Annotated in this window: 15 protein-coding genes, 1 tRNA gene and 1 pseudogene; 7 read left to right on the plus strand and 10 right to left on the minus strand. The window is 71.0% G+C overall.

All coding sequences use genetic code 11. The annotated features are described in order from the left end of the window. Positions 1–200 precede the first annotated feature (200 nt). Entirely contained in the window at positions 201–1,199 is a 999-nt protein-coding gene (locus ACZ53N_RS25270) for a helix-turn-helix transcriptional regulator (protein WP_469143067.1), read from the minus strand. A 292-nt stretch (positions 1,200–1,491) separates the two neighbouring features. Here ACZ53N_RS25270 and ACZ53N_RS25275 point away from each other — a divergent pair, with 292 nt between their 5' ends. Beyond that, positions 1,492–1,965: a CAP domain-containing protein gene (locus tag ACZ53N_RS25275; protein ID WP_469143068.1), complete on the plus strand. Its 474-nt coding sequence runs from the start codon at positions 1,492–1,494 to the stop codon at positions 1,963–1,965. A 174-nt stretch (positions 1,966–2,139) separates the two neighbouring features. Here ACZ53N_RS25275 and ACZ53N_RS25280 read toward each other — a convergent pair whose 3' ends face one another. Beyond that, positions 2,140–3,600 (minus strand): aminopeptidase P family protein, encoded by a 1,461-nt coding sequence (locus ACZ53N_RS25280; RefSeq protein ID WP_469143069.1) that lies wholly within the window; start codon positions 3,598–3,600, stop codon positions 2,140–2,142. Positions 3,601–3,813: 213 nt separating this feature from the next. After that, positions 3,814–5,463, minus strand: a complete 1,650-nt coding sequence (locus ACZ53N_RS25285; RefSeq protein ID WP_469143070.1) for a PP2C family protein-serine/threonine phosphatase — start codon at positions 5,461–5,463, stop codon at positions 3,814–3,816. An 858-nt stretch (positions 5,464–6,321) separates the two neighbouring features. On the opposite strand from ACZ53N_RS25285, the gene ACZ53N_RS25290 reads away from it, so the two are divergent. After that, positions 6,322–7,089 carry a bifunctional DNA primase/polymerase gene (locus ACZ53N_RS25290; RefSeq protein ID WP_469143071.1) on the plus strand — a complete coding sequence of 256 codons (768 nt, stop codon included), beginning with the start codon at positions 6,322–6,324 and terminating at the stop codon, positions 7,087–7,089. Between the two features lie 338 nt (positions 7,090–7,427). Beyond that, entirely contained in the window at positions 7,428–8,168 is a 741-nt protein-coding gene (locus tag ACZ53N_RS25295; protein WP_469143072.1) for a hypothetical protein, read from the plus strand. Between the two features lie 705 nt (positions 8,169–8,873). On the opposite strand, the gene ACZ53N_RS25300 is transcribed toward ACZ53N_RS25295, so the two are convergent. After that, entirely contained in the window at positions 8,874–9,842 is a 969-nt protein-coding gene (locus ACZ53N_RS25300) for a DUF5926 family protein (RefSeq protein ID WP_469143073.1), read from the minus strand. Positions 9,843–9,847: 5 nt separating this feature from the next. Here ACZ53N_RS25300 and ACZ53N_RS25305 point away from each other — a divergent pair, with 5 nt between their 5' ends. Next, on the plus strand, positions 9,848–10,039 hold the full coding sequence (locus ACZ53N_RS25305) for a hypothetical protein (protein WP_469143074.1): 192 nt from the start codon (positions 9,848–9,850) through the stop codon (positions 10,037–10,039). A gap of 290 nt (positions 10,040–10,329) precedes the next feature. Here ACZ53N_RS25305 and ACZ53N_RS25310 read toward each other — a convergent pair. Next, positions 10,330–10,974: pseudogene (locus tag ACZ53N_RS25310) on the minus strand (ATP-binding protein). 451 nt (positions 10,975–11,425) lie between these two features. Next, entirely contained in the window at positions 11,426–12,250 is an 825-nt protein-coding gene (locus ACZ53N_RS25315; RefSeq protein ID WP_469143075.1) for a glycerophosphodiester phosphodiesterase, read from the minus strand. A 160-nt stretch (positions 12,251–12,410) separates the two neighbouring features. On the opposite strand from ACZ53N_RS25315, the gene ACZ53N_RS25320 reads away from it, so the two are divergent. Then, positions 12,411–14,093: a S1C family serine protease gene (locus ACZ53N_RS25320; RefSeq protein ID WP_469143076.1), complete on the plus strand. Its 1,683-nt coding sequence runs from the start codon at positions 12,411–12,413 to the stop codon at positions 14,091–14,093. 58 nt (positions 14,094–14,151) lie between these two features. Here ACZ53N_RS25320 and ACZ53N_RS25325 read toward each other — a convergent pair whose 3' ends face one another. Together ACZ53N_RS25325 and ACZ53N_RS25330 are read right to left on the minus strand one after the other, a co-directional pair. After that, entirely contained in the window at positions 14,152–15,261 is a 1,110-nt protein-coding gene (locus ACZ53N_RS25325; protein ID WP_469143077.1) for an alpha/beta hydrolase, read from the minus strand. A 127-nt stretch (positions 15,262–15,388) separates the two neighbouring features. Continuing rightward, on the minus strand, positions 15,389–16,036 hold the full coding sequence (locus ACZ53N_RS25330) for a hypothetical protein (protein WP_469143078.1): 648 nt from the start codon (positions 16,034–16,036) through the stop codon (positions 15,389–15,391). A 193-nt stretch (positions 16,037–16,229) separates the two neighbouring features. Between ACZ53N_RS25330 and ACZ53N_RS25335 the strand changes: the two genes are divergently transcribed. Together ACZ53N_RS25335 and ACZ53N_RS25340 are read left to right on the plus strand one after the other, a co-directional pair. Next, a complete protein-coding gene (locus ACZ53N_RS25335; RefSeq protein WP_469143079.1) occupies positions 16,230–16,667 on the plus strand; it encodes an NUDIX domain-containing protein in 438 nt (145 codons plus the stop codon). Positions 16,668–16,765: 98 nt separating this feature from the next. Then, positions 16,766–16,857 (plus strand) — tRNA-Ser (locus ACZ53N_RS25340). A gap of 151 nt (positions 16,858–17,008) precedes the next feature. Here the strand turns inward: ACZ53N_RS25340 and ACZ53N_RS25345 are convergent. Together ACZ53N_RS25345 and ACZ53N_RS25350 are read right to left on the minus strand one after the other, a co-directional pair. Then, positions 17,009–18,415 (minus strand): site-specific integrase, encoded by a 1,407-nt coding sequence (locus ACZ53N_RS25345; RefSeq protein WP_469143080.1) that lies wholly within the window; start codon positions 18,413–18,415, stop codon positions 17,009–17,011. 62 nt (positions 18,416–18,477) lie between these two features. Then, the gene (locus ACZ53N_RS25350; protein ID WP_469143081.1) at positions 18,478–18,669 is read right to left on the minus strand and encodes a helix-turn-helix transcriptional regulator; all 192 of its coding nucleotides are present in this window, start codon (positions 18,667–18,669) and stop codon (positions 18,478–18,480) included. Positions 18,670–18,934: the final 265 nt, after the last annotated feature.

Below are 18,934 nucleotides of genomic sequence, written 5' to 3' on the forward strand. Positions count from 1 at the left end.
TACCCCCCCCCCTCCCCCCCCTCCCCCCCCCCCCCCCCCCCCCCCCCCCCCTCCCCCCCCCCCCGCGCCCGCAGGGCGCCCGCCGCCGCAGGCGGTAAAACCGGCCCGCGGCCAAGGTCCCGCCGACGAGGCGAGCGGCGGCAAGACGGCCCGCGGGCGAAGGACCGCCGGAGGCACCGGCACCGCCGGGGCGGGTCGCTTCAGATCCAGCCCCGCTCGCGGGCCAGCAGCGCCGCGTGCGGCCGACTGGTCGCATCGAGGATCTTCAACAGGTCGGCGACGTGCCGACGGTACGTCCGCACGGAGATCCCCAGGTCACGGGCGCCGATCTCGTCCTTGCCGACCTTGCACATCGATTCGAGCACCTGCTGCTCGATCTCCGAGAGCCCGCCCTCGCCGTCGCCCGTCGCCTCGCCGTCCACCAGCGTGGCGAGATCCGTCGCCTCGTTCCAGATCTTCTCGAAGAGCGCCAGGATGTTGGCGACCAGGCCCTCCTCCTGGGCGACCAGCGCGCCGCGCGAGGTGTCCGCCGGATCGACGGGGACCAGCGCCGTACGCCGGTCGTAGACGAGGATCCGCTCGGAGATGTCGTCCGCCACTCTGATCATGGCCCCCTGCGCGGCGAGTTCGAGGAGATAGCGGACGGTCGGCGGATCGGTGAGCGCCTCCTTCAGCACGACGCTGCGCACCCGCACACCGCGTCGGAGACACCGCCGGTCGAGCGGCCGGGCGTGCTCGATGTTCGCCGGGGCGAGCGCGGCGTACGGCTCGACCGACAGGATCTCCTCCCGCGCGAAGAACGCGAGGTCGTCGATGCGGTCCCGGATCTCGGCGACGTTCTCCATCCGCTCCACCCCCTGCGGGGTCAGCGTTCTGGTGCCCTGTTCCGCGCGCAGGTCCGCGATCACGGTCCGGGACCGGGTGACTTCCTGGAGCTGGCAGTACAGCTCCGCCATCCGCGCCTCGGTGAGCCGGTCCACGGCCACTTCCGGGTCGGCGGGGGCGATGGTTCCGCGTTCCGTGCGGCGCAGCACGCCGAGGTCGGAGAGCCGGGTCACGGCTGCCTGAGCCTGGTCCTGTTCGACGTGCAGACGTAGATGGATATCGTCGGGCGCCGTATCAGGATTGCGCAGGAAATGTCGGTAAAGACTTTCCTCCATTGCCGAGATCCCGAATACGGCCAGACTGATGCCGCACATGTCCGCCCTCCCCCTTGTTGAGCACCGTGCGCGCGGGTCAGGCGGGCACGACATGAGTAACCGCTGGTTCCGGTCACCTCAAGGATGGTAATGCCGGGGCAAAGCCCCAGGTCAGAGGCGGAAGTATGGTTGTGACGCGGTTGTGACGCATGATCATTCGGCCAATTGCGGATGCGCGTCGTGACGGACGTTGATTGGTGGTTGATCGCTTCTTGACGGCACTGCGCGAGGGTGTGGCCGTCGGCGCGGGCGCACCGGGCTCGCGCGTGGTTCAGCGAAGCAGAGGTACGAAGTGATCACGTTTCCGCAGGACGCACAGACCCCCGTCGAGCCCTTCGCCCACACCCAGGAGGACGTCGGCGGCTCCTGCTCAACGGTGGCCGACGGGGCCGACGCCCGGCTGTGGCAAGCGCGCATCTACGCGTTGGTGAACGGCCACCGCGCCGCCCAGGGGCTTTCCCCCCTCCGCCCCGACGACCGGCTGGCCTCAGCCGCCTCGACGAGCAGCCGGGAGCAGGCCCGCCGGCGGAGCCAGGGCCACTACCTCCCGCTGCGGGCCGCGGCCGACCGGTACGGGTACCCGGTCGTCGGCATCGCGGAGAACACGGGCGGTTGCTTCGACGACCCCGAGAAGATCTTCGCGGACTGGCTCGGGGAGCCGGACCACGAGCGGGCCATGCTCAGCCCGGAGTTCACGCACATGGGGGCGGCCCTGACGGTATCCGACACCCCGTACTCGTCCCTGCTCATGGCCGGCATGTTGTGACGAAAGCCTGACGGTTGCCGCCTGCGGCGGCGAGCGCCCTGCGGGCGCGTCCTCAAACGCCGGACGGGCTGCTGTGCTGTGTCCTCAAACGCCGGACGGGCTTGAGGTGGCTGGGCTCAGCCAAAACCAGCCTGCCCGGCGCTTGAGGACACTGCCGCGCAGCGGTGGTTCGCGTCAGCCCTTGAGGCCCGCCATCCACGCCTCGACGTCGGCGGACGTCCGCGGCAGACCGTCGGAGAGGTTCCGGTTGCCGTCCTCCGTGACGAGGATGTCGTCCTCGATCCGGACGCCGATGCCGCGGTATTCCTCGGGCACGGACACGTCGTCGGCCTGGAAGTACAGACCGGGCTCGACGGTCAGCACCATGCCGGGCTCCAGGACGCCGTCCACGTAGGTCTCCGTGCGGGCGACCGCGCAGTCGTGGACGTCCAGGCCGAGCATGTGGCCGGTGCCGTGCAGGGTCCAGCGGCGCTGGAGGCCGAGCTCCAGAACGCGCTCGACCGGGCCCTCGACCAGGCCCCACTCGACGAGCCGCTCCGCGAGGACGCGCTGGGCGGCGTCGTGGAAGTCGCGGTACTTCGCGCCGGGCCGGACCGCCGCGATACCGGCCTCCTGGGCCTCGTACACCGCGTCGTAGATCTTCCGCTGGAGGTCGGTGTACGTGCCGTTGATCGGCAGCGCGCGCGTGACGTCCGCGGTGTAGAGGGTGTGCGTCTCGACGCCGGCGTCGAGGAGCAGCAGTTCGCCGGAGCGGACCGGGCCGTCGTTGCGCACCCAGTGCAGGGTGGTGGCGTGCGGACCGGCGGCGCAGATGGAGCCGTAGCCGATGTCGTTGCCCTCGACCCGGGCGCGCAGGAAGAACGTTCCTTCGATGTAGCGCTCCGAGGTGGCCTCGGCCTTGTCGAGGACCTTCACGACGTCCTCGAAGCCGCGGACCGTCGAATCCACGGCCTTCTGCAGCTCGGCTATCTCGAAGGCGTCCTTCACGAGCCGCTGCTCGCTGATGAAGACGCGCAGCTCCTCGTCGCGCTCGGCGGTGACCTTGTCGGTCAGGGCCGCCTCGATGCCCGCGTCGTGGCCGCGGACGCCTCGGACCGGGCCGGAGGCGTCGCGCAGGGCGTCGGCCAGCTCGCGGACGTCCTTGCAGGGCATGCCGTAGAGCTGCTCGGCCTCTGAGAGGCTGTGGCGGCGGCCGACCCACAGCTCGCCCATGCCGTCGAGCCAGAACTCGCCGTTCTCACGGTCCGAGCGCGGCAGCAGGTAGAGCGTCGCCTCGTGCCCGCTCTCACCCGTCGGCTCCAGGACCAGGACGCCGTCCTGGGTCTGGTCACCGGTGAGGTACACGTACTCGGTGGAGGCGCGGAAGCTGTACTCGGTGTCGTTCGAGCGGGTCTTCAGGTTGCCCGCGGGGATCACCAGACGCTCACCGGGGAACCGCGCGGAGAGGTCCGCACGGCGGCGGGCGGTGTCCGGTGCCTGGGCTATCGGCCGCAGATCGCGCAGCTCGGTGTCGGCCCAGCCGGACTTCATGTTCTCGGCAAGCTCGTCGGAGACGGCCGGATACAGACCGTTCTTCCGCTGCTTGATCGGCTCGTCACCCTCGGGGTTCTCGGGCGCGGGCTGCTGCTCGGTCACTGCATTCCTCCTCGGACGGGGCCGCTACCCATCGTAAGTGCGGAGGAAAGCGGCGGAGAAGGTTACGTCGGAAGGAAGGCCGTAGTGACTGTCATATGGATCAGCCGTGCGGTTCGGCGGTGGGGATCAGCGGTACGGATCAGTGGTTTTCGGACGCGGGAGGTAGGGGCTTCCGCACTCCTTCCGTACTCCTTCCGTACGGCGACGGCGACGTCACTCGAAGTGGGCGACGAGCAGGATCACGTCCTCGCCGCTGTCCCCGCCTGTCGCCGCCGCCGCGGCGGTCAGCGCCCCGGCGGCCCGGTCGCGCTCCGCGTCGGCCTCGGCGGCCCCCGCGAGGGGCTCCCCGAGGGATTCCCCGAGGGACTCCACGGGGCGCTCCGGCGGCAGCATGGCCCGCAGGACGTGGTCGGCGATGGCGTCCGGGTCGTGCCGCAGGGCCCGCGGCACGCTCGCCGCGGCCTTGTGCAGCCGGGTGAAGGCCCGGTCCATGGCCTCGCCGGTGCGGTGCAGCAGCCCGTCGCTGTAGAAGAGGAGCGTCTCTCCCGGCGCGGGCTCGATCTCCACGCTGGGGGCCTCCCAGCAGGCGAGCATGCCCAGCGGCGCGGACAGCGACGTCTCCACGTACTCGGTGCGGTGGTCACCGATGATCAGCGGCGGGCAGTGCCCGGCCCCTGCCAGGACGACCTTGCGCGCCCGGTCCCCGGTGAGGGGGTCCTCCACGGTCTCGCAGTAGGCGAAGAGCGCGGTGGCGGCCCGGGCGGGCTCGGTCAGCCGCAGCAGGAGTTCGAGGTCGGAGAGGACGGCGACCGGGTCCTCGCCCTCCATGACGGCGTACGCGCGCAGGGAGGCCCGCAGTCGGCCCATCGCGGCGACGGCACCGGGGCCGGAGCCGGTGATTCCGCCCACGGCGAGGCCGAGCGCGCCCTCGGGCAGCGGCAGCGCGTCGTACCAGGCACCGCCGCCGCGCGGCCCGGGCCGGTGGCGGACGGCGAGCCGGACCCCGGCGACCCGGGGGAGGCGGCTGGGGAGCAGTTCCTCGCGGAGGGTGGCGATGGTCTCGCGGGCGCGGGTCAGCTCGACGAGCCGGGCGAGGTGCTCGGTGGCGTAGCCGCAGTAGAGGCCGATCAGGTGCCGCTGGCGCTCGCTGGGTTCGGCCGGCTCGTCGTAGAGCCAGACGGCCGCGCCGAGCCTGCCCGTGGCGGCCTCCGGGCCACCCGGCGGGTCGGACTCCAGCGGTACCGCGTAGCTGGCGGCGTAACCCAGGCGGGCCGCGACCTCGCGGTGGCGTGGGTCGAGAGCCTCCTCGCCCGCGATGTCGGGGTGGGCGGTGCCGGACCGGTCGCCCACCGGGGGGAGGTCGTCGAGCAGTTGCCCGTAGGAGGGGGGCGCGCCGGGGGAGGGAGGCGCCGAGGAGGCGGGCCGCGGGATCGTCTCGATGTGACCGAGGTCGGAGCGGCCGAGGCCGAGGCCGACGGTGACGGGAGGGGCGAGCCCGTCGTCGGGCCGCAGGGTGACGAGGCCGCGGCGGGCGCCGACGAGCGTGGAGCCGGCGCGCAGGAGTTCGTGCAGGGCGTCGTCCAGCGTGCCGGTGCGGGCGAGCCGCTCGGTCAGCTCCTGGAGCGTGGTCAGGTCGTAGATCCAGCCGGCGAGGCGGTCCTGGACCAGGGCGTTCAGCGCGAGGGGAGAGAGCGGGGGCTCGTCGGGCGGGCCGGTGGCGGGCGCGGGGAGGGCGGACGCCGCGCGGGCCGGACCGGTGGTCTCACCGGGAAGGGCCGAGGGCGCGACTGGGGCGGAAGTGTGCGCGGGTGCGGGGACCGGTGAGTCGATTCCGGCCACTTTCGGCAGTTGGGGGGCAGTCATGGCCTGCTGCCCGGTGCAAGGCGTACGCCAGTGCGAGAGAAGTGGCGGCGGGGGACGGATCGGGGCACCCGGCCAAGCCATCGTGACCAGCCCAGCGGCCTGTGCGTGCTGCTCAATAGCATCGCAAACCCCCTGTCGTGTTGCGCGCTATCAATGCCTCCACATGTACACGCCCGGGTAAGGGAATGTCCAGCATTGGACCAGTGGGATTGGTGGTGTCTGGGAGGTTTCCAAGTTGGCCGGAAAATAGTCCTGAGGCCTCTGATTTGCGGTCGACTGGCGTTGCTCGACAGTGCGTCATGCCGACTGCGGCGGGTACGTACTCGGAGAAGGCCAGGGGTAGTTGGGGTCGCCCCGCAACCCGGCGGCGGGCCCTGGCGTCTTTACCGTCAACGGTCACGCCCGTCCCTCAGTGGCGAGGGGCAACCCACGCCGCAGGCGAGGGGTGCACAGCCCAGCACGAAGCGCCATGCGCGCGCCACCCCTCGCCAGGTTTCACGCTCGGCCCGCGGCGTGATGCGCTGCGTCGTACGCGCAGTGACTCGTGATCCATGTGGTGTGCAGGCCTCGAAAGGGCCACGGCGCGTCGCACGACGCGCCATGTAGTGCCCGTAGTGCCATGTAGTCCCATGAAGACGCAGTCCCACGAAGACGTAGTCCAGACGTAGTCCAGAGGTAGTCCCACGAAGGCTCAGGGAGTTCTCCAGCGGTTCTCCAGCGGTTCCCGTGCAGTTCCCATGCGGACCGTGCGAAGTGCCGTGTAGTGCGATTCAGGTAGTGCGATTCAGGTAGTGCGATACGGCCCCGGTCCAGGACCGGGGCCCCACCTTCGGCGTTTACGGAAAGGAACGAGCGCTCATGCGCGAGATCCTCGGAAGGCGACGCAAGCTCTCGCTTCGGCGCGGCGGCCGGTCGGCGGTGCTCACCGCGGCCCTGGCCTACGCCACGGAGTGGCAATGGCCCGTACTGCCCGGCGTCGGGCTGCGGCCGGGCGGCGGCCGGCCGCGCGAGTGCGGCTGCCCGCAGCCGGACTGCGTGGTCCCCGGCGCCCACCCGTTCGACCCGGGCCTGCTGGCCGCGACCACGGACGCGCGGATGGTCCGCTGGTGGTGGACCAACCGGCCCGACGCTCCCGTCGTGCTCGCCACGGGTGGCAAGGCGCCGTGCGCGGTGAGCCTGCCGGCGGTCGCCGGGGCCCGGGCGCTGGCGGCGTTCGACCGCGCGGGCGTTCGGATCGGTCCCGTGGTCGCCACCCCCACCCGCTGGTCCCTGCTGGTGGCCCCCTACTCCCTCGAAGTCCTCGGCGAGCTGCTGCACAGCCAGGACTGGGTTCCGGGGTCGCTGCGCTTCCACGGGGAGGGCGGCTATGTGGTCCTGCCGCCGTCGCCCACCGCCACGGGCCGGGTCCGCTGGGAGCGGCCGCCGGTGCAGCCGGGCCAGGAGCGCCCGGAGGGCCGGGGCACGGCCTTCGGCGGCAGGGTCGGCGCGGCCGTGGCGCTCCGCGTGGGCCGGACGACCGGAGCGCCCGCGGCGCGGCCGTGGTTGCCCGACGTGGCCACGGTGGTCGATGTCCTGGTCGAGGAGAGCGCGGGCACGCCCGGGGGCGGCAGCAAGCTCGCGTACTGACCGCAGAGCCGACGGGGTTCACGAGGTCGACGGGGTTGACGGGCTGACAGGGTGCGGGGCGGCGGGGTCGGGTGTCGCCGGTGTGCCGGGTGGGTCCTGTAGGCGGACGAGAGAGCGCGTACGGACGGGAGACGCACGCGCTCTTCACTCCTTGGAGTGAAAGCCGACAGGAGAACCACAGGAACGGCCGCGCGGTCGCCCTGCGAGCCCTACCGTGCCCGCTATCTTGCGGATGAGGGCCTGCGTCGGATGCCGTGCCGGGCGCCGTCGGTCCGGCGGGGGTGTGGGTCGAATCCGCTCCCGCGATCCAGCGTCCGCGGCGAGTTGCAGGTGGTCCCATGGAGCGTGCGTCCCGTCTGCCCGGAGAGCCCAGCGCGGCTCAGCAACGGGCGGCGAATCTGCGGATGGTCGCGCTCGCGAGCGCGGTGGCCCTGGCCGTCGTCCTGCCCCTGGCCGCCGCGACGGCGGGCCCGGCGGGCAGCGCGGGCCCACAGGGGCCGGAGAAGGCCCAGGACATGACCCGTGACGCCGCCCGGGGCACGTCCAGGGACGCGGCGCGCGGTGCGGGCGAGGCGAAGGAGCCTCTGGTGCCGGGAGCGCCTGCTGAGGCCCGTGGGGCCGATGAGGCCGCCGGGAGCGCCGTGATTCCGGAGAACGCCGACGCCAAGCCGCGGAACGGGCGCCCGGAGGGCGGCCCGTCGACCGACTCCGACGACGGGGTGGCGATCCTTCCGGCCCGCAGCTCCGCGCAGTGCGGCCCCGAACTCTCCTCGCCCGAGGGCGCCGAGGCCCAGACCTGCGTCCTGACGCAGGGGAGCGAGACGTGGGCGCGCACGTATTACCGCAACGCCACGGGCGAGGCTCTGACGGCCGTGCTGACCCTCATGGCCCCGGACGGGCGGACGGTCGAGGTGCACTGCCGGCTGAGCGTCTCCGATGATCCCGACGCCTGCGAGACGCCCCGCGAACCGACGGTTCGGGGACATGGCTCGTATACGGCGGTCGCGGAGCTCGCTTCAACGAAGGGGAACCTCATGCTCCGGTCCGGGAGCAACTCACCGGTGTCCGAGGAGGATTAGCGGCCCGAGGCCGTACGGGCGCGCTGTGCCCGTGCAGAAACCGCGGCGGAGGCCCTCGCGGGGGCTGGAAGGCGTCGTGGAAGGCCATGTGAACAGGCACGTGGGACGCGGTGCGGCCGCTCGACGGCCGGGCCGCGGAGCCGGCCGATCGGCGGGCCGGATTCCGGGCATGGAAACGCCCGGTCGCTGGCGACGGGGGATGCACCAGCGACCGGGCTCCTAGAACCGTAACAAGAGATCGGCGGTTCGCAAATTCGATCGCGGATTTCCGGACGCCGATTTCCGGGCTGACAGCGGGAGTTGTGACAGGAGTCACGTGAATGACGCCCTCCGGAGGCGGTTACGGATCCTCCTGAGGGCTCGGCGGGGTCCTCAGCGCGGACGGCTGGGCTTCCCGATGGGGACGGCTGGGGCCTCCGGCGGAGGCCATCGGGAGCCCGCTGGGGACCGCCGGGTGCCTCCGGCGGGCATCAACGGGGCTCCCACTGGTGACGCCCGGGGCTCACGGGTGGAGGCCACCGGCTTCCCCGGCGGGGGAGTCCGGGGCTTCCGGAGGGAGTCACCGGGCCCCCTGGGGACCGTCGGCCGTTCGAGGGGAACCGCCGACGGCCCCCGGTGGGTTCACCGGGGCTTCCGACAGGCGCGGGCAAGGCTTCCGGCAGGCGCCGCCGGGCTTCCGGCTTCCGGCTTCCGCTGTCGAAGCCGTCAGTTCAAGGTCACCTGACGGCTGGTGAGGCCGCCGCGGGCGCGCCGCTCCTCGGCGGTCAGCGGGGACTCGTCGGCGAGCGCCTCGGCCAGCCGCTCCGCGAAGGCCGCCGCCGGCTTCTCGACGTCCTGGGCGCCCATCTCGCTCGGCAGGTCCCAGACGGGGACGATCAGCCCGTGCGCGCGGAACGAACCGACCAGGCGCGTTCCCTCGCCGAGCGAGGTCGCGCCCGAGACGTGCAGCCGGGCGAGGGCGTCCAGCAGCTTCTCCTCCGGGACGGTCATGACCCAGCGCAGGTGGTTCTTGTCCGGAACCTCGCACCAGTACGCGGCGTCGACCCCGGACAGCCGGACGGTGGGGATCGCGGCGGCGTTGGCCCGCTCCAGCGACGCGGCGACGTCACCGGTGGCGTTCTCGGCGTTCTCGACCCAGAACTCGAAGCCCGTGTGGACGGCCGGCTCGAACGGGCCCTCCGGGTCCAGCAGGTCCTGCAGGCGCGGGCCCTCGGCCCCGGTGCGTTCGGCGGCGACGGGGCTGCCGGGGGCGGCCTCCAGGGCGCGCTGGAGGGTGGCGGCGAGGTCGCGGCTCAGGTCGCCGGACGGGGTGTCGTTCTGCAGACCCAGCAGCACGGCGCCGTTGTCGCGGCGTAGCGCCGGCCAGGCCATCGGCAGCACGGTGGCCAGCGTTACCGACGGCACGCCCTCGGGCAGCCCGCCCTTGAGCTTGAGCTCCACGGTCGCGGCGGGCACCAGCTCGCGCAGCGCGACCCAGTCGGCCTCGCCGGGCAGCCCCTCGAAGGGCCGCTGCACGAGCTCGACGACGGCGTGCGAGGCCTCGCGCCCGTGGCAGGCCTTGTAGCGACGGCCCGAGCCGCAGGGGCAGGGCTCACGGGCACCGACGACGGGGATGGTGCCGTCGCCGGCCGACGGCGTGGCGGCCTTGGTCTGAGGGCGGCGCTTCTTGGCCATGGCGTGTGCATCTCCCGTATCGGTCCTACCGGCTCGTACGGGCCGGCTCGTACGGGCGCGAGCCTAGCGCGGGGTCGCTCGCGCTCGGCGGCAGCGGGCGGGCGGCCACCGACGGCTCGAACCCGGTGAGCCCCTCACGGCTGCACCCGACCCGCGGCGCGGGTCCGCTTCGCGCGGGGCGGATGCGGGTGCGCTGACGCGGTTCGCGTCGTGGGGTGGCCCGCCGCGTCGGCGGGGTTCGTCCCGTGGCGCGGGCCCGCTCACGCGGATACCGTGCGCGGCTGCGCCGACGCGGTTCGCGTCACGAGGTCGAAGTGGCGTCGCCCGAGCGGAGGCCGGCCCGCCCGGCGTGCCCGGGCCGGGGCCGGCGAGGCCGTCACGGTCGAGCCGGGGGGTGGATCGTGCTGCGGCCCGGACGAGCCGTGTCCGTCGGTCGGCCGGTCGTCAGCAGGGGCGTCGGACCCCGCGTCGGTCCCGCACCGAACGGCTACCGCCGTCTACACGCGTCACATTTCTGCGTCAGATCGTCGATATCGGAGAAGACGAGCGCCGGGTCGAGAGCGCCCCGCATCGGGGCGAAGTCGTCACGCGTGGAGAGCGCGAGCGCGGCCCAGACGGTCACCTCGCCGGATCCGCCGGCGTCCCGGACGCCCCAGTCCTGGGAGATCGCGCTGATGATGTTCAAACCCCGGCCGCCGCGCGCGGTTACCGAAGGAGTGGCCGGAAAGGGCCGGGTCGGGCCGCCGCCGTCCGTGACCTCGACGGTCAGCCGGCCGCGCCTGTCCATGTGCCAGGCGGCGCGTATGCCGCCGTTCTCCACGCCGTCGCACTCGCCGTTCGACAGGCGGAGCGGTCGTCCGTGCCGGTACGCGTTGCTGAGCAACTCCGAAAGGACCAGCACCGCGTCGTCGATGACCGCATCCGGCACCCCGCTGACGCGGAGATCCTTCCGCATACGGTGTCTCGCCTCACCCACGCCGGCGGGACCATGGGGTACGGCCATGATCGACGACGTGGCCACCTCCTGTGCCACCATCAACGCCACCCCCGAGACCTCCTTTGCCCCACGTCAGGGGATGGATGCCCCAATGGCCTGGACCGGAAACCGGCCATCCTGGACGGGGTGAGGCACTTGTGGCGGCCGAATACGCACCGAACGCGCCGGTGCACTCCATGTAATGGGTAGGCACACCACCACTGCGCGGCCAAATCCAGCCCGTCCGGCGTGTGAGGACGCGCCCGCAGGGCGCCTGCCGCCGCAGGCGGCGACGACGGCCTGCGGCGGGCGGCTGAGGCCAGCCATATCCAGCCCGTCCGGCGTGTGAGGACGCGCCCGCAGGGCGCCTGCCGCCACAGGCGGCAACGACGACCTGTGGCGGGCGGCTGAGGCCAGCCAAATCCAGCCCGTCCGGCGTTTGAGGACGCGCCCGCAGGGCGCCCGCCGCCGCAGGCGGCAAGACGGCTCGCGGGGGAAGCCCCGCCGGTCAGGCGAGTGGCGGCAACAACGGCCCGCAGCCGAAAGATCCGCCGGTCAGGCGAGACGCGGCAAGACGGCCCGCAGTCGAACACCCGCCGGCCACCCCCTAAAGCCGCCCGAGTTGAGAAAGCACCGCCTTGGGCCGGTTCGTAATCACCGCATCAACCCCCAGTCGAGCACACAGCTCGACGTCCGCCTGATCGTTCACGGTCCAGACATGCACCTGGTGTCCCGCACGGTGCAGCCGCGCCACGTAGCCGGGGTTGTTGCGGATGATCCGGATGCTCGGGCCCGCGATGCGCACCCCCGGGGGCAGTCGTCCGTCGCGGTGACGCGGTGAGACGAACTGCATCAGATAGACGGTCGGAATGGCGGGCGCAGCCGCCCGCACCCGGTGCAGGGACCGGGCCGAGAAGCTCATCACCCGCACGGGCGAGGGCTGTCCCACGGGCGGGGAGGCGAGCCCGAAGCGGCCGAGGAGGTCGAGCAGCCGCTCCTCGACCTGGCCCGCCCAGCGGGTCGGGTGCTTGGTCTCGATGGCCAGCTCGACCGGTCGCCCGGCGTCGGCGACGAGTTCGAGGAGACGCTCGAGGGTGAGGACGGACGTACTGTCGCGGTCGGGCGCCTCGGCGTCGGTGGCCTGGCCCTTCCAGGATCCGAAGTCGAGGGCCGAGAGGACGGACAGCTCCATGGTGGAGACGGCCCCGCGCCCGTTGGAGGTGCGATTGACGCGGCGGTCGTGGACGCAGACGAGGTGCCCGTCGGCGGTCAGCCGCACATCGCACTCCAGCGCGTCGGCGCCGTCCTCGATCGCTTTGCGGTAGGCGGCCAGGGTGTGTTCCGGGGCGTCCTCGGAGGCCCCGCGGTGGGCGATGACGGCAGGGGGCTGGCGCTCGGGGGGAAAGTCCCGGGCGGGGTGCGCATGGGTCACCGCGTTATCGTGCCACCGCCTGGCACAATCGCGCATGCGGTCCATTTTGTCCGGGGTAAAGGACGATGGGCGAGGGCACAGTCTCCGCTTACGGCGGTCTGACGTGCCATGGGAAAAGCTGTTAGCGGAAAACTTTCTGTTGTTGATTGAGGAGACAGCTGTGAGCACCGAGAACGAGGGCGCCGCCGTTCCGCCTGCGGCTGGGCGGGGTACGGAGTCTTCGACGCCGGCCGCCGAAGCGGAGCGCCCGACTCCGGCCGCTCCCGAGGCTCCTCCGGTTCCGCCCGTTCCCACGGAGCCGCCCGCGGCGGAGCCGGTGCGGGACGCGGCTCCCGCCGCGGCGGACCACGGGCAGGCCGAGCAGACGACGCAGCTCCCGCCCGTGGAGCAGACGTCGCAGCTTCCGGCCGTCGAGCCGAAGCCGATGACGGGCCCGTCGTCCGCACCGGCGGCGCCGATGGCGGCACCCGAGCACCAGACACCCGAGCACCAGGCCCCCGCGCCCCAGGCGCACCCCCAGCAGCAGCCGCAGGCTCAACCGCAGCACCCGTACCCCATGTACGCGGAGACGGGAGCCGCGGGCCAGGGCGGTGCCGGTTGGTACGGCGGTGGCGGCGCGCAGCAGCAGCCGCAGCAGCCGTACGGCGGAGCCGGTGGCGCCGGGCCCGTGGGCCCGGGCATGGCGTGGGGCGCCCCGCCGCCCCCGCCGGCGCGCAAGCGCTCCGGCGGCCTCGTGGCGGCCGTGCTCGCGGCGGCGCTCGTCGCGGGCGGTGTCGGCGGTGGCATCGGCTACTGGGCGGCCGACCGCAATGAGTCGGGTGACTCGACGACGGTCTCCGCTTCCGGCGACCCCAAGGTGGAGAGCCGCTCCCCGGGTTCCGTGGCGGCCATCGCGAACAAGGCCCTGCCGAGCGTCGTCACCATCGAGGCACAGAGCAGCAGCGGCGAGGGCGGTACGGGCACCGGCTTCGTGTACGACAAGGAAGGCCACATCCTCACCAACAACCACGTCGTCGCCTCGGCGGCCGAGGGCGGCAAGCTCCGCGCCACGTTCTCGAACGGCAAGAAGTACGAGGCCGAGGTGATCGGCCGGGCCCAGGGCTACGACGTCGCGGTCCTCAAGCTGAAGGACGCGCCCGCCGGTTCGCTCAAGCCGCTGCCCCTCGGTGACTCCGAGCGGGCGGCGGTGGGTGACGCGACGGTCGCGATCGGCGCGCCCTTCGGTCTGTCCGGCACGGTCACCACGGGCATCGTGAGCGCCAAGAAGCGCCCGGTGGCCTCCAGTGACGGCGGCGGCAGCGGAAACGCCTCCTACATGAGCGCGCTCCAGACGGACGCGTCTATCAACCCGGGTAACTCCGGCGGCCCGCTGCTCAACGCCCAGGGCGCGGTGATCGGCATCAATTCCGCCATCCAGTCGGCCGGTTCCGGCGGCGGCTTCGGCGGTGGCCAGCAGCAGTCCGGCAGCATCGGTCTGGGCTTCGCGATCCCGATCAACCAGGCCAAGAACGTCGCGGACACGCTCATCAAGACCGGTAAGCCGGTCTACCCGGTCATCGCCGCCACGGTGAACATGAAGGACACCGGCGCGGGCGCCAAGATCGCCCCCACGGGCGCCAAGAACACCCCGGCCGTCACCCCTGGCGGCCCGGCCGACAAGGCGGGCCTCAAGCCGGGCGACGTGATCACCAAGCTCGACGACACGACGATCGACAGCGGCCCGACGCTGATCAGCGAGATCTGGACGCACAAGCCGGGCGACAAGGTCCAGCTCACCTACACCCGCGACGGCAAGTCGTCCACGGTGGAGATCACCCTGGGCGAGCGCGACGGCGACAACTGACGCGATCGGCCGCCGTCCCCGCGTCGCCCCGTCGGGCGGCGCGGGGACGGCGTACGGCTCACTCGCCGGAAAGGCGGCTGCTGAGCCACCTCAGTGAGGGCGGTATCTCCCGGTTCCAGGTCTTGAAGTTGTGGCCGCCGTTGTCGAGCGTGATCGACGAGACGCGTGCGGGGGCCTTCACCTTCGCGATGAACTGCTGGGTCGCCTTGAAGTTGGACTCCCCCTGCTTGGACGTGGTGACCAGGAAGGACGAGTTGCCCTGCGGCAAGTGGTCCAGGCTCCACAGCAGGTCGGACCGCTTCTCCTCGCGCTTGTTGCCGTGGAAGAGGTCGCCGGAGTCCTTGTCTATCTCGGGCTTGTAGTCGGCTGACAGGCCCACGCTGGCCGCGTAGGTCTCCGGATGCTGCAGGCCGATTTTCAGTGCGCAGTAGCCGCCGGTCGAGTCACCGATGAAACCCCAGTTGCGCGGCTTGGTGCCGGTCCGGTAGGTGCCGGCCAGAGCCTTCGTCAGGTCCTTGGCGAAGAACGTCTCCGTCTGCGGGCCGCCGGGAATGTCGACGCACTGGGTGTTGCGCGGCGGCGCGACGGTGGGCCGCATCATGACCAGGATCATCGGCTGCATCTTCTTCTGCTTGGCCTGTGTCCATGCCGTCTTCGGATACCGCAGCCCCTTGAGCAGGTTCTCGGCGGTCCCGGGGAAACCGGTCAGCACCACGGAGGCGGGGAACGTCTTCTTCTCGTTTCCCTTCTGGAAGTACTCCGGCGGCAGATAGACATAGGCCGGGGTGGCGATCCGGGACCGCTCTCCCTGCACGTTGATTTTCTGTATCTCGCCGCTGATGTGAGGCTTTCCGGAGCCCGGCACATCGGGCTTCTGCTTCCCGAGCAGCTGCACACCCGAGCCCCCGGCCGACTTCTCGTCGAAGTCCACGCCCTTCTCCCAGCCGAAGAGCTCGTCCCAGGACCCGTAGATGAGCATTTCCCTGTTCACGGCGAGGCCCACCGAGGAGAACAGCAGCGCCTGAACCGCGCAGACCAGCCCCACCCGCCCCAGGACCGGCCCCCAGCCCTGCCGTGCCAGGCGCGGCCAGCACCAGACGCTGAGCGCGAATAACAGCACGGTGCCGAGTACGGCCAACACCACGACGTTGGTACTTGTCATTCCCATGGTTCAGGAATCTCTCTGCCGGACCTCGTCCCGGGCGCATCGCCCGGACACACCACCAAGGGGTGTGCACCGAAACAGATTGAGATCCCACCCAATCCGTTCCACGGACGGCAAAGAGGGCGTAGAGCTACCGTCGGCGGTCAAGGACCTCAGGGTTGGGGGCGGCCATGCTGGTGCCGTTCCCTGCGTCACCACTCGAGGCACGGGGGTCGACGGCGCGGATCCGGGCCGCCAGGTCCGAATAGGGGACCGGGCCCCCGGCCAGAGCTCGGACGGAATTCAGGACCAGGCTCTTCGTGCCTTTGGCTGCGATTGCGGGGCTGGGAACGACGTAGAACTGCCACTGGCCGACGTCCAGGGGATCGTAGTCTTCGTGGCTGGTGGCGGTGTGCACGGCGAAGACGTACACGTCGGCGTTGAAGCTGGGCTCGGCCGCGTCGCCGGTCCGCGGACTCCAGGTACGGGTTCTCAGCCGATCGAAGACGATCCTTGTGACGTCGCGCTGGCCCCATGCCTGCAGATAGGCGCTGCTCTTGACCTCGATGCGCAGCCCGTCAGTAGTCAGTACATCGAAGCTCTCCCACTCCTGGTTCCTGTGCTGTGCACCGACCGCGCGGTGTACGAGGAACTCCGCGAGCATGCCCCGGGTGGTGTTGGTCTTCAGATCCGGAAAGGCGTACCGCCAGAAATCGAGGATCGTTGCTCCTTCCGTGCCGATGAACAGTTCTTCGCCGCGTAGCGGCGCTCCAGGAGGCGGGGTGTGCTGCAGAGGCACGAAGGGGTCCACACACCGACCTTTACACGGCCGACGGCCCGATCGACAAGCCGCGTTCACCCATGGTGCGTTGTGGCTCGGCAAGGCCTTTCTCGGAACAGGCCGCTGCCGGAGTCGACCGGGGCATGTGTACCGCGCTCGTGGGCAGGGTGCTCGGATAGAGGCCGAGGTATGAGCGGACTGGGGGGCAGGGATGACTGTGCGGGAGCCGAGGGGCACGGCAGCGCTGATCGTCAACGGACGGGGCGAATACCTGCTGCATCTGCGGGACAACATCCCGGGCATCTGCGACCCGGGCACATGGTCCCTGATCGGCGGGAACCGCGACAGCGAGGACGAGCGCCCCGACGAGGCCATCGTCCGTGAGCTGAAGGAAGAGGCGGGTCTCCTTCTGCCCGACCTCAGGCGCTACACCGTGGTCGACCTGCACGGGCCGGACGGGAAGCCGGGGCAGGCCACGGTATTCCTGGGGCACTGGGAGGGCGACGTGCGCGATCTGGCCCTGACCGAGGGCGTGATGCTGCATTGGTTCCCCGCCGCGATGGTTCCCCGGCTGGTCATGGCGCCGTGGGCGAGGGCGGTCATCGACCGGCATGCCGGTGAGACGGCGGCGCGCAGGTCTTCCGCCTGACGCCGATCGGGACGCCTGCCGCCCCCACCCCCGACCAGGGCCGCACAGCGGATTCGTCGACCCGGTAGGCTGTCCACGCGTCGCCCAGCGGGTGGCGCGGGGAGGCTTGCCCGAGCGGCCTAAGGGAACGGTCTTGAAAACCGTCGTGGCAGCGATGTCACCGTGGGTTCAAATCCCACACTCTCCGCCAGGTCAGCATATGCGCTGGTCAGAAGGGGTGTCTCTCACTGAGAGGCACCCCTTCTGACGTCACCCTGTCTCACCCTGAGTCGGCCGTGTCCCGAGGTAGACCACTGTGTGCGGCCAACCTGTGGCCACGCAACGTGGTGCCTAAGCCCTGGTCAGGTGCTCTTCAAGGCGTTGTCGATCTGCTGATTGGCCACGGCTTGCTGCCCTCGAAGGATCCTGGCGTAGAACCGGAACAGGACGGCGACACTGTGGCCCGCCCGCCGTGCCACTTCCACCGGGTCGGCACCAGCTTTGATCCAGAGGGATACGCCTGCGCTGCGCAGAAGGCGGGGAACTTCGGCAAGCGGGGTCCGTACTTCCTCGGCCGACAGCACCATGGCGCGGGCGTCGGCCCACACATTGCAGTACTCGGTGGAGCTGACGCGTCCACCGCGAGCTCCCCGGAAGATCCGGCCGTCAGGGGCTGTTCCGAAGGCGGCAATGTGGGCCCGGACCATCCTCACGAAGACTGGAGGAATCGGTACGGATCGATACGCCTTCCGTGTCCGGTGCTTGAGTCCGCGCTTCTCATAGGGGGTCCCGTCGTTCGTCCAGCCGCCCCCTACTTCGGGGCGGCTTTCCTCCACCAGGACTTCCCCCCACATCTCTGCTGCCTCAGGGGTGTCAGGGGGCAGTACGAAGTCCCACTCCTTCAGGGCGGCAGCCTCGGAGGGGCGGGTGGCCGCGTAGTAGATGGAGCCGAAGAAGGTCTCCAGATGCTCACCGCGCACACCCTGGTGCCGTACCGCCGCGATGAGGGACCGCGCTAGCGCCGGGTCCGGGACGTACCTGAAATCGATCTCGCCGTCCGCTTCGGGCGTCGTCCAGTCCAGCCGCAACAGCGGGTTGAACGGCAGCAACCCCTTCTCGTCCACGGTGTATCGGAGGAAGTTGCTCAGGACCATGACCTTCCGACGGACGGTGTTCTCAGCGGCAGGGGTGCCATCCAGGAGCAGTGATAGCGCATCCAGCGTGGGCCTGAGCAAATCCGGATTCTCCAGCTCGTTCACCTTCCGGGAGTTCGCTGACAGCCATGCCAGCGCAGACCGGATGTCCGCCGGCGCCTCCTCTATTTCATGGCGGGAGACCAATGCGCCGTCTGCGTTCCGTACCGCGCGGAACGCCCACTGGTAGAGAGCCGTCCGTAGCGTCGCCTGGCTCGGAGCCCCACGACGTGTGCTCACGAGCGTAGGGACCGCGATCGCGAGCGACTCGCCGATGCTGGCCCGGTGCTTAGCGGCAGCGCGCGGCCACTTCATCAGGACATATGCGCGCGCGTGCTCGTACCAGGTCGGGGAAGTTGCCTCACGTAACTCCGACACCGGTACCCCGGTCGCCACGTCGAACGGCTCCCCGTTCTTGGTGGCGGTGATGAGTTCGGAGCGGCGCGCATCCGCGAGGGTCTTGGTCGCGAACGGCTCCTGAAACTCCGCGCCGTTGACGAGCCACCGCAACTGGTAGGGGGCTGACTTGCTATCGCGCTTCCGGATGCTCCAGATCCGCACGTTGTAGGTCTTCAAGTTCTCTCCTCAAAGAAAGGGGCCCGCCGGTGGCGGGCCCCTCGGTGCAGTCGTGCGGAACGTCAGGCGGTGGCGCGCTGCTCGCAGGAGGCCCACCAGGTGTCCAGGTCAGCGCGACTGACGCGGAGCTGGCCGTTGGGAAGCTTCTGGATACGGGGGGCCTGGCCACGGGCGCGCATGCGGTAGAAGGCGGCGCGGCTCATGTCGATCTCTTCGAGCACTTCCGGGAGCTTGAGCATTTTGGGGCGTGCCACAGTGCAACTCCTTCAGAAGGGGGGTGGGCATGGTGCCTGTGCTGTCCGAAGCGCGGATTTGTGCGTCATTGCGTCACCCACGTCATTTGCGGGTCTGGCCTGCGGCTTTTTGGTGACGTAGACCGCCCGGGGTGTGTCACAGGGAGGGGGCAGCTCCCGTCACCCGTGACGCTGGTGACGCCGGATGACGCAAGTTCCGGCCGTCTGCGTCACTGCTGTAGGCCCTGGTCAGGGGCGGTCTTGAGGTCGGTGGTGACGCGGGTGA

The sequence above is a fragment of the Streptomyces sp. NPDC033229 genome (genome assembly GCF_055576875.1).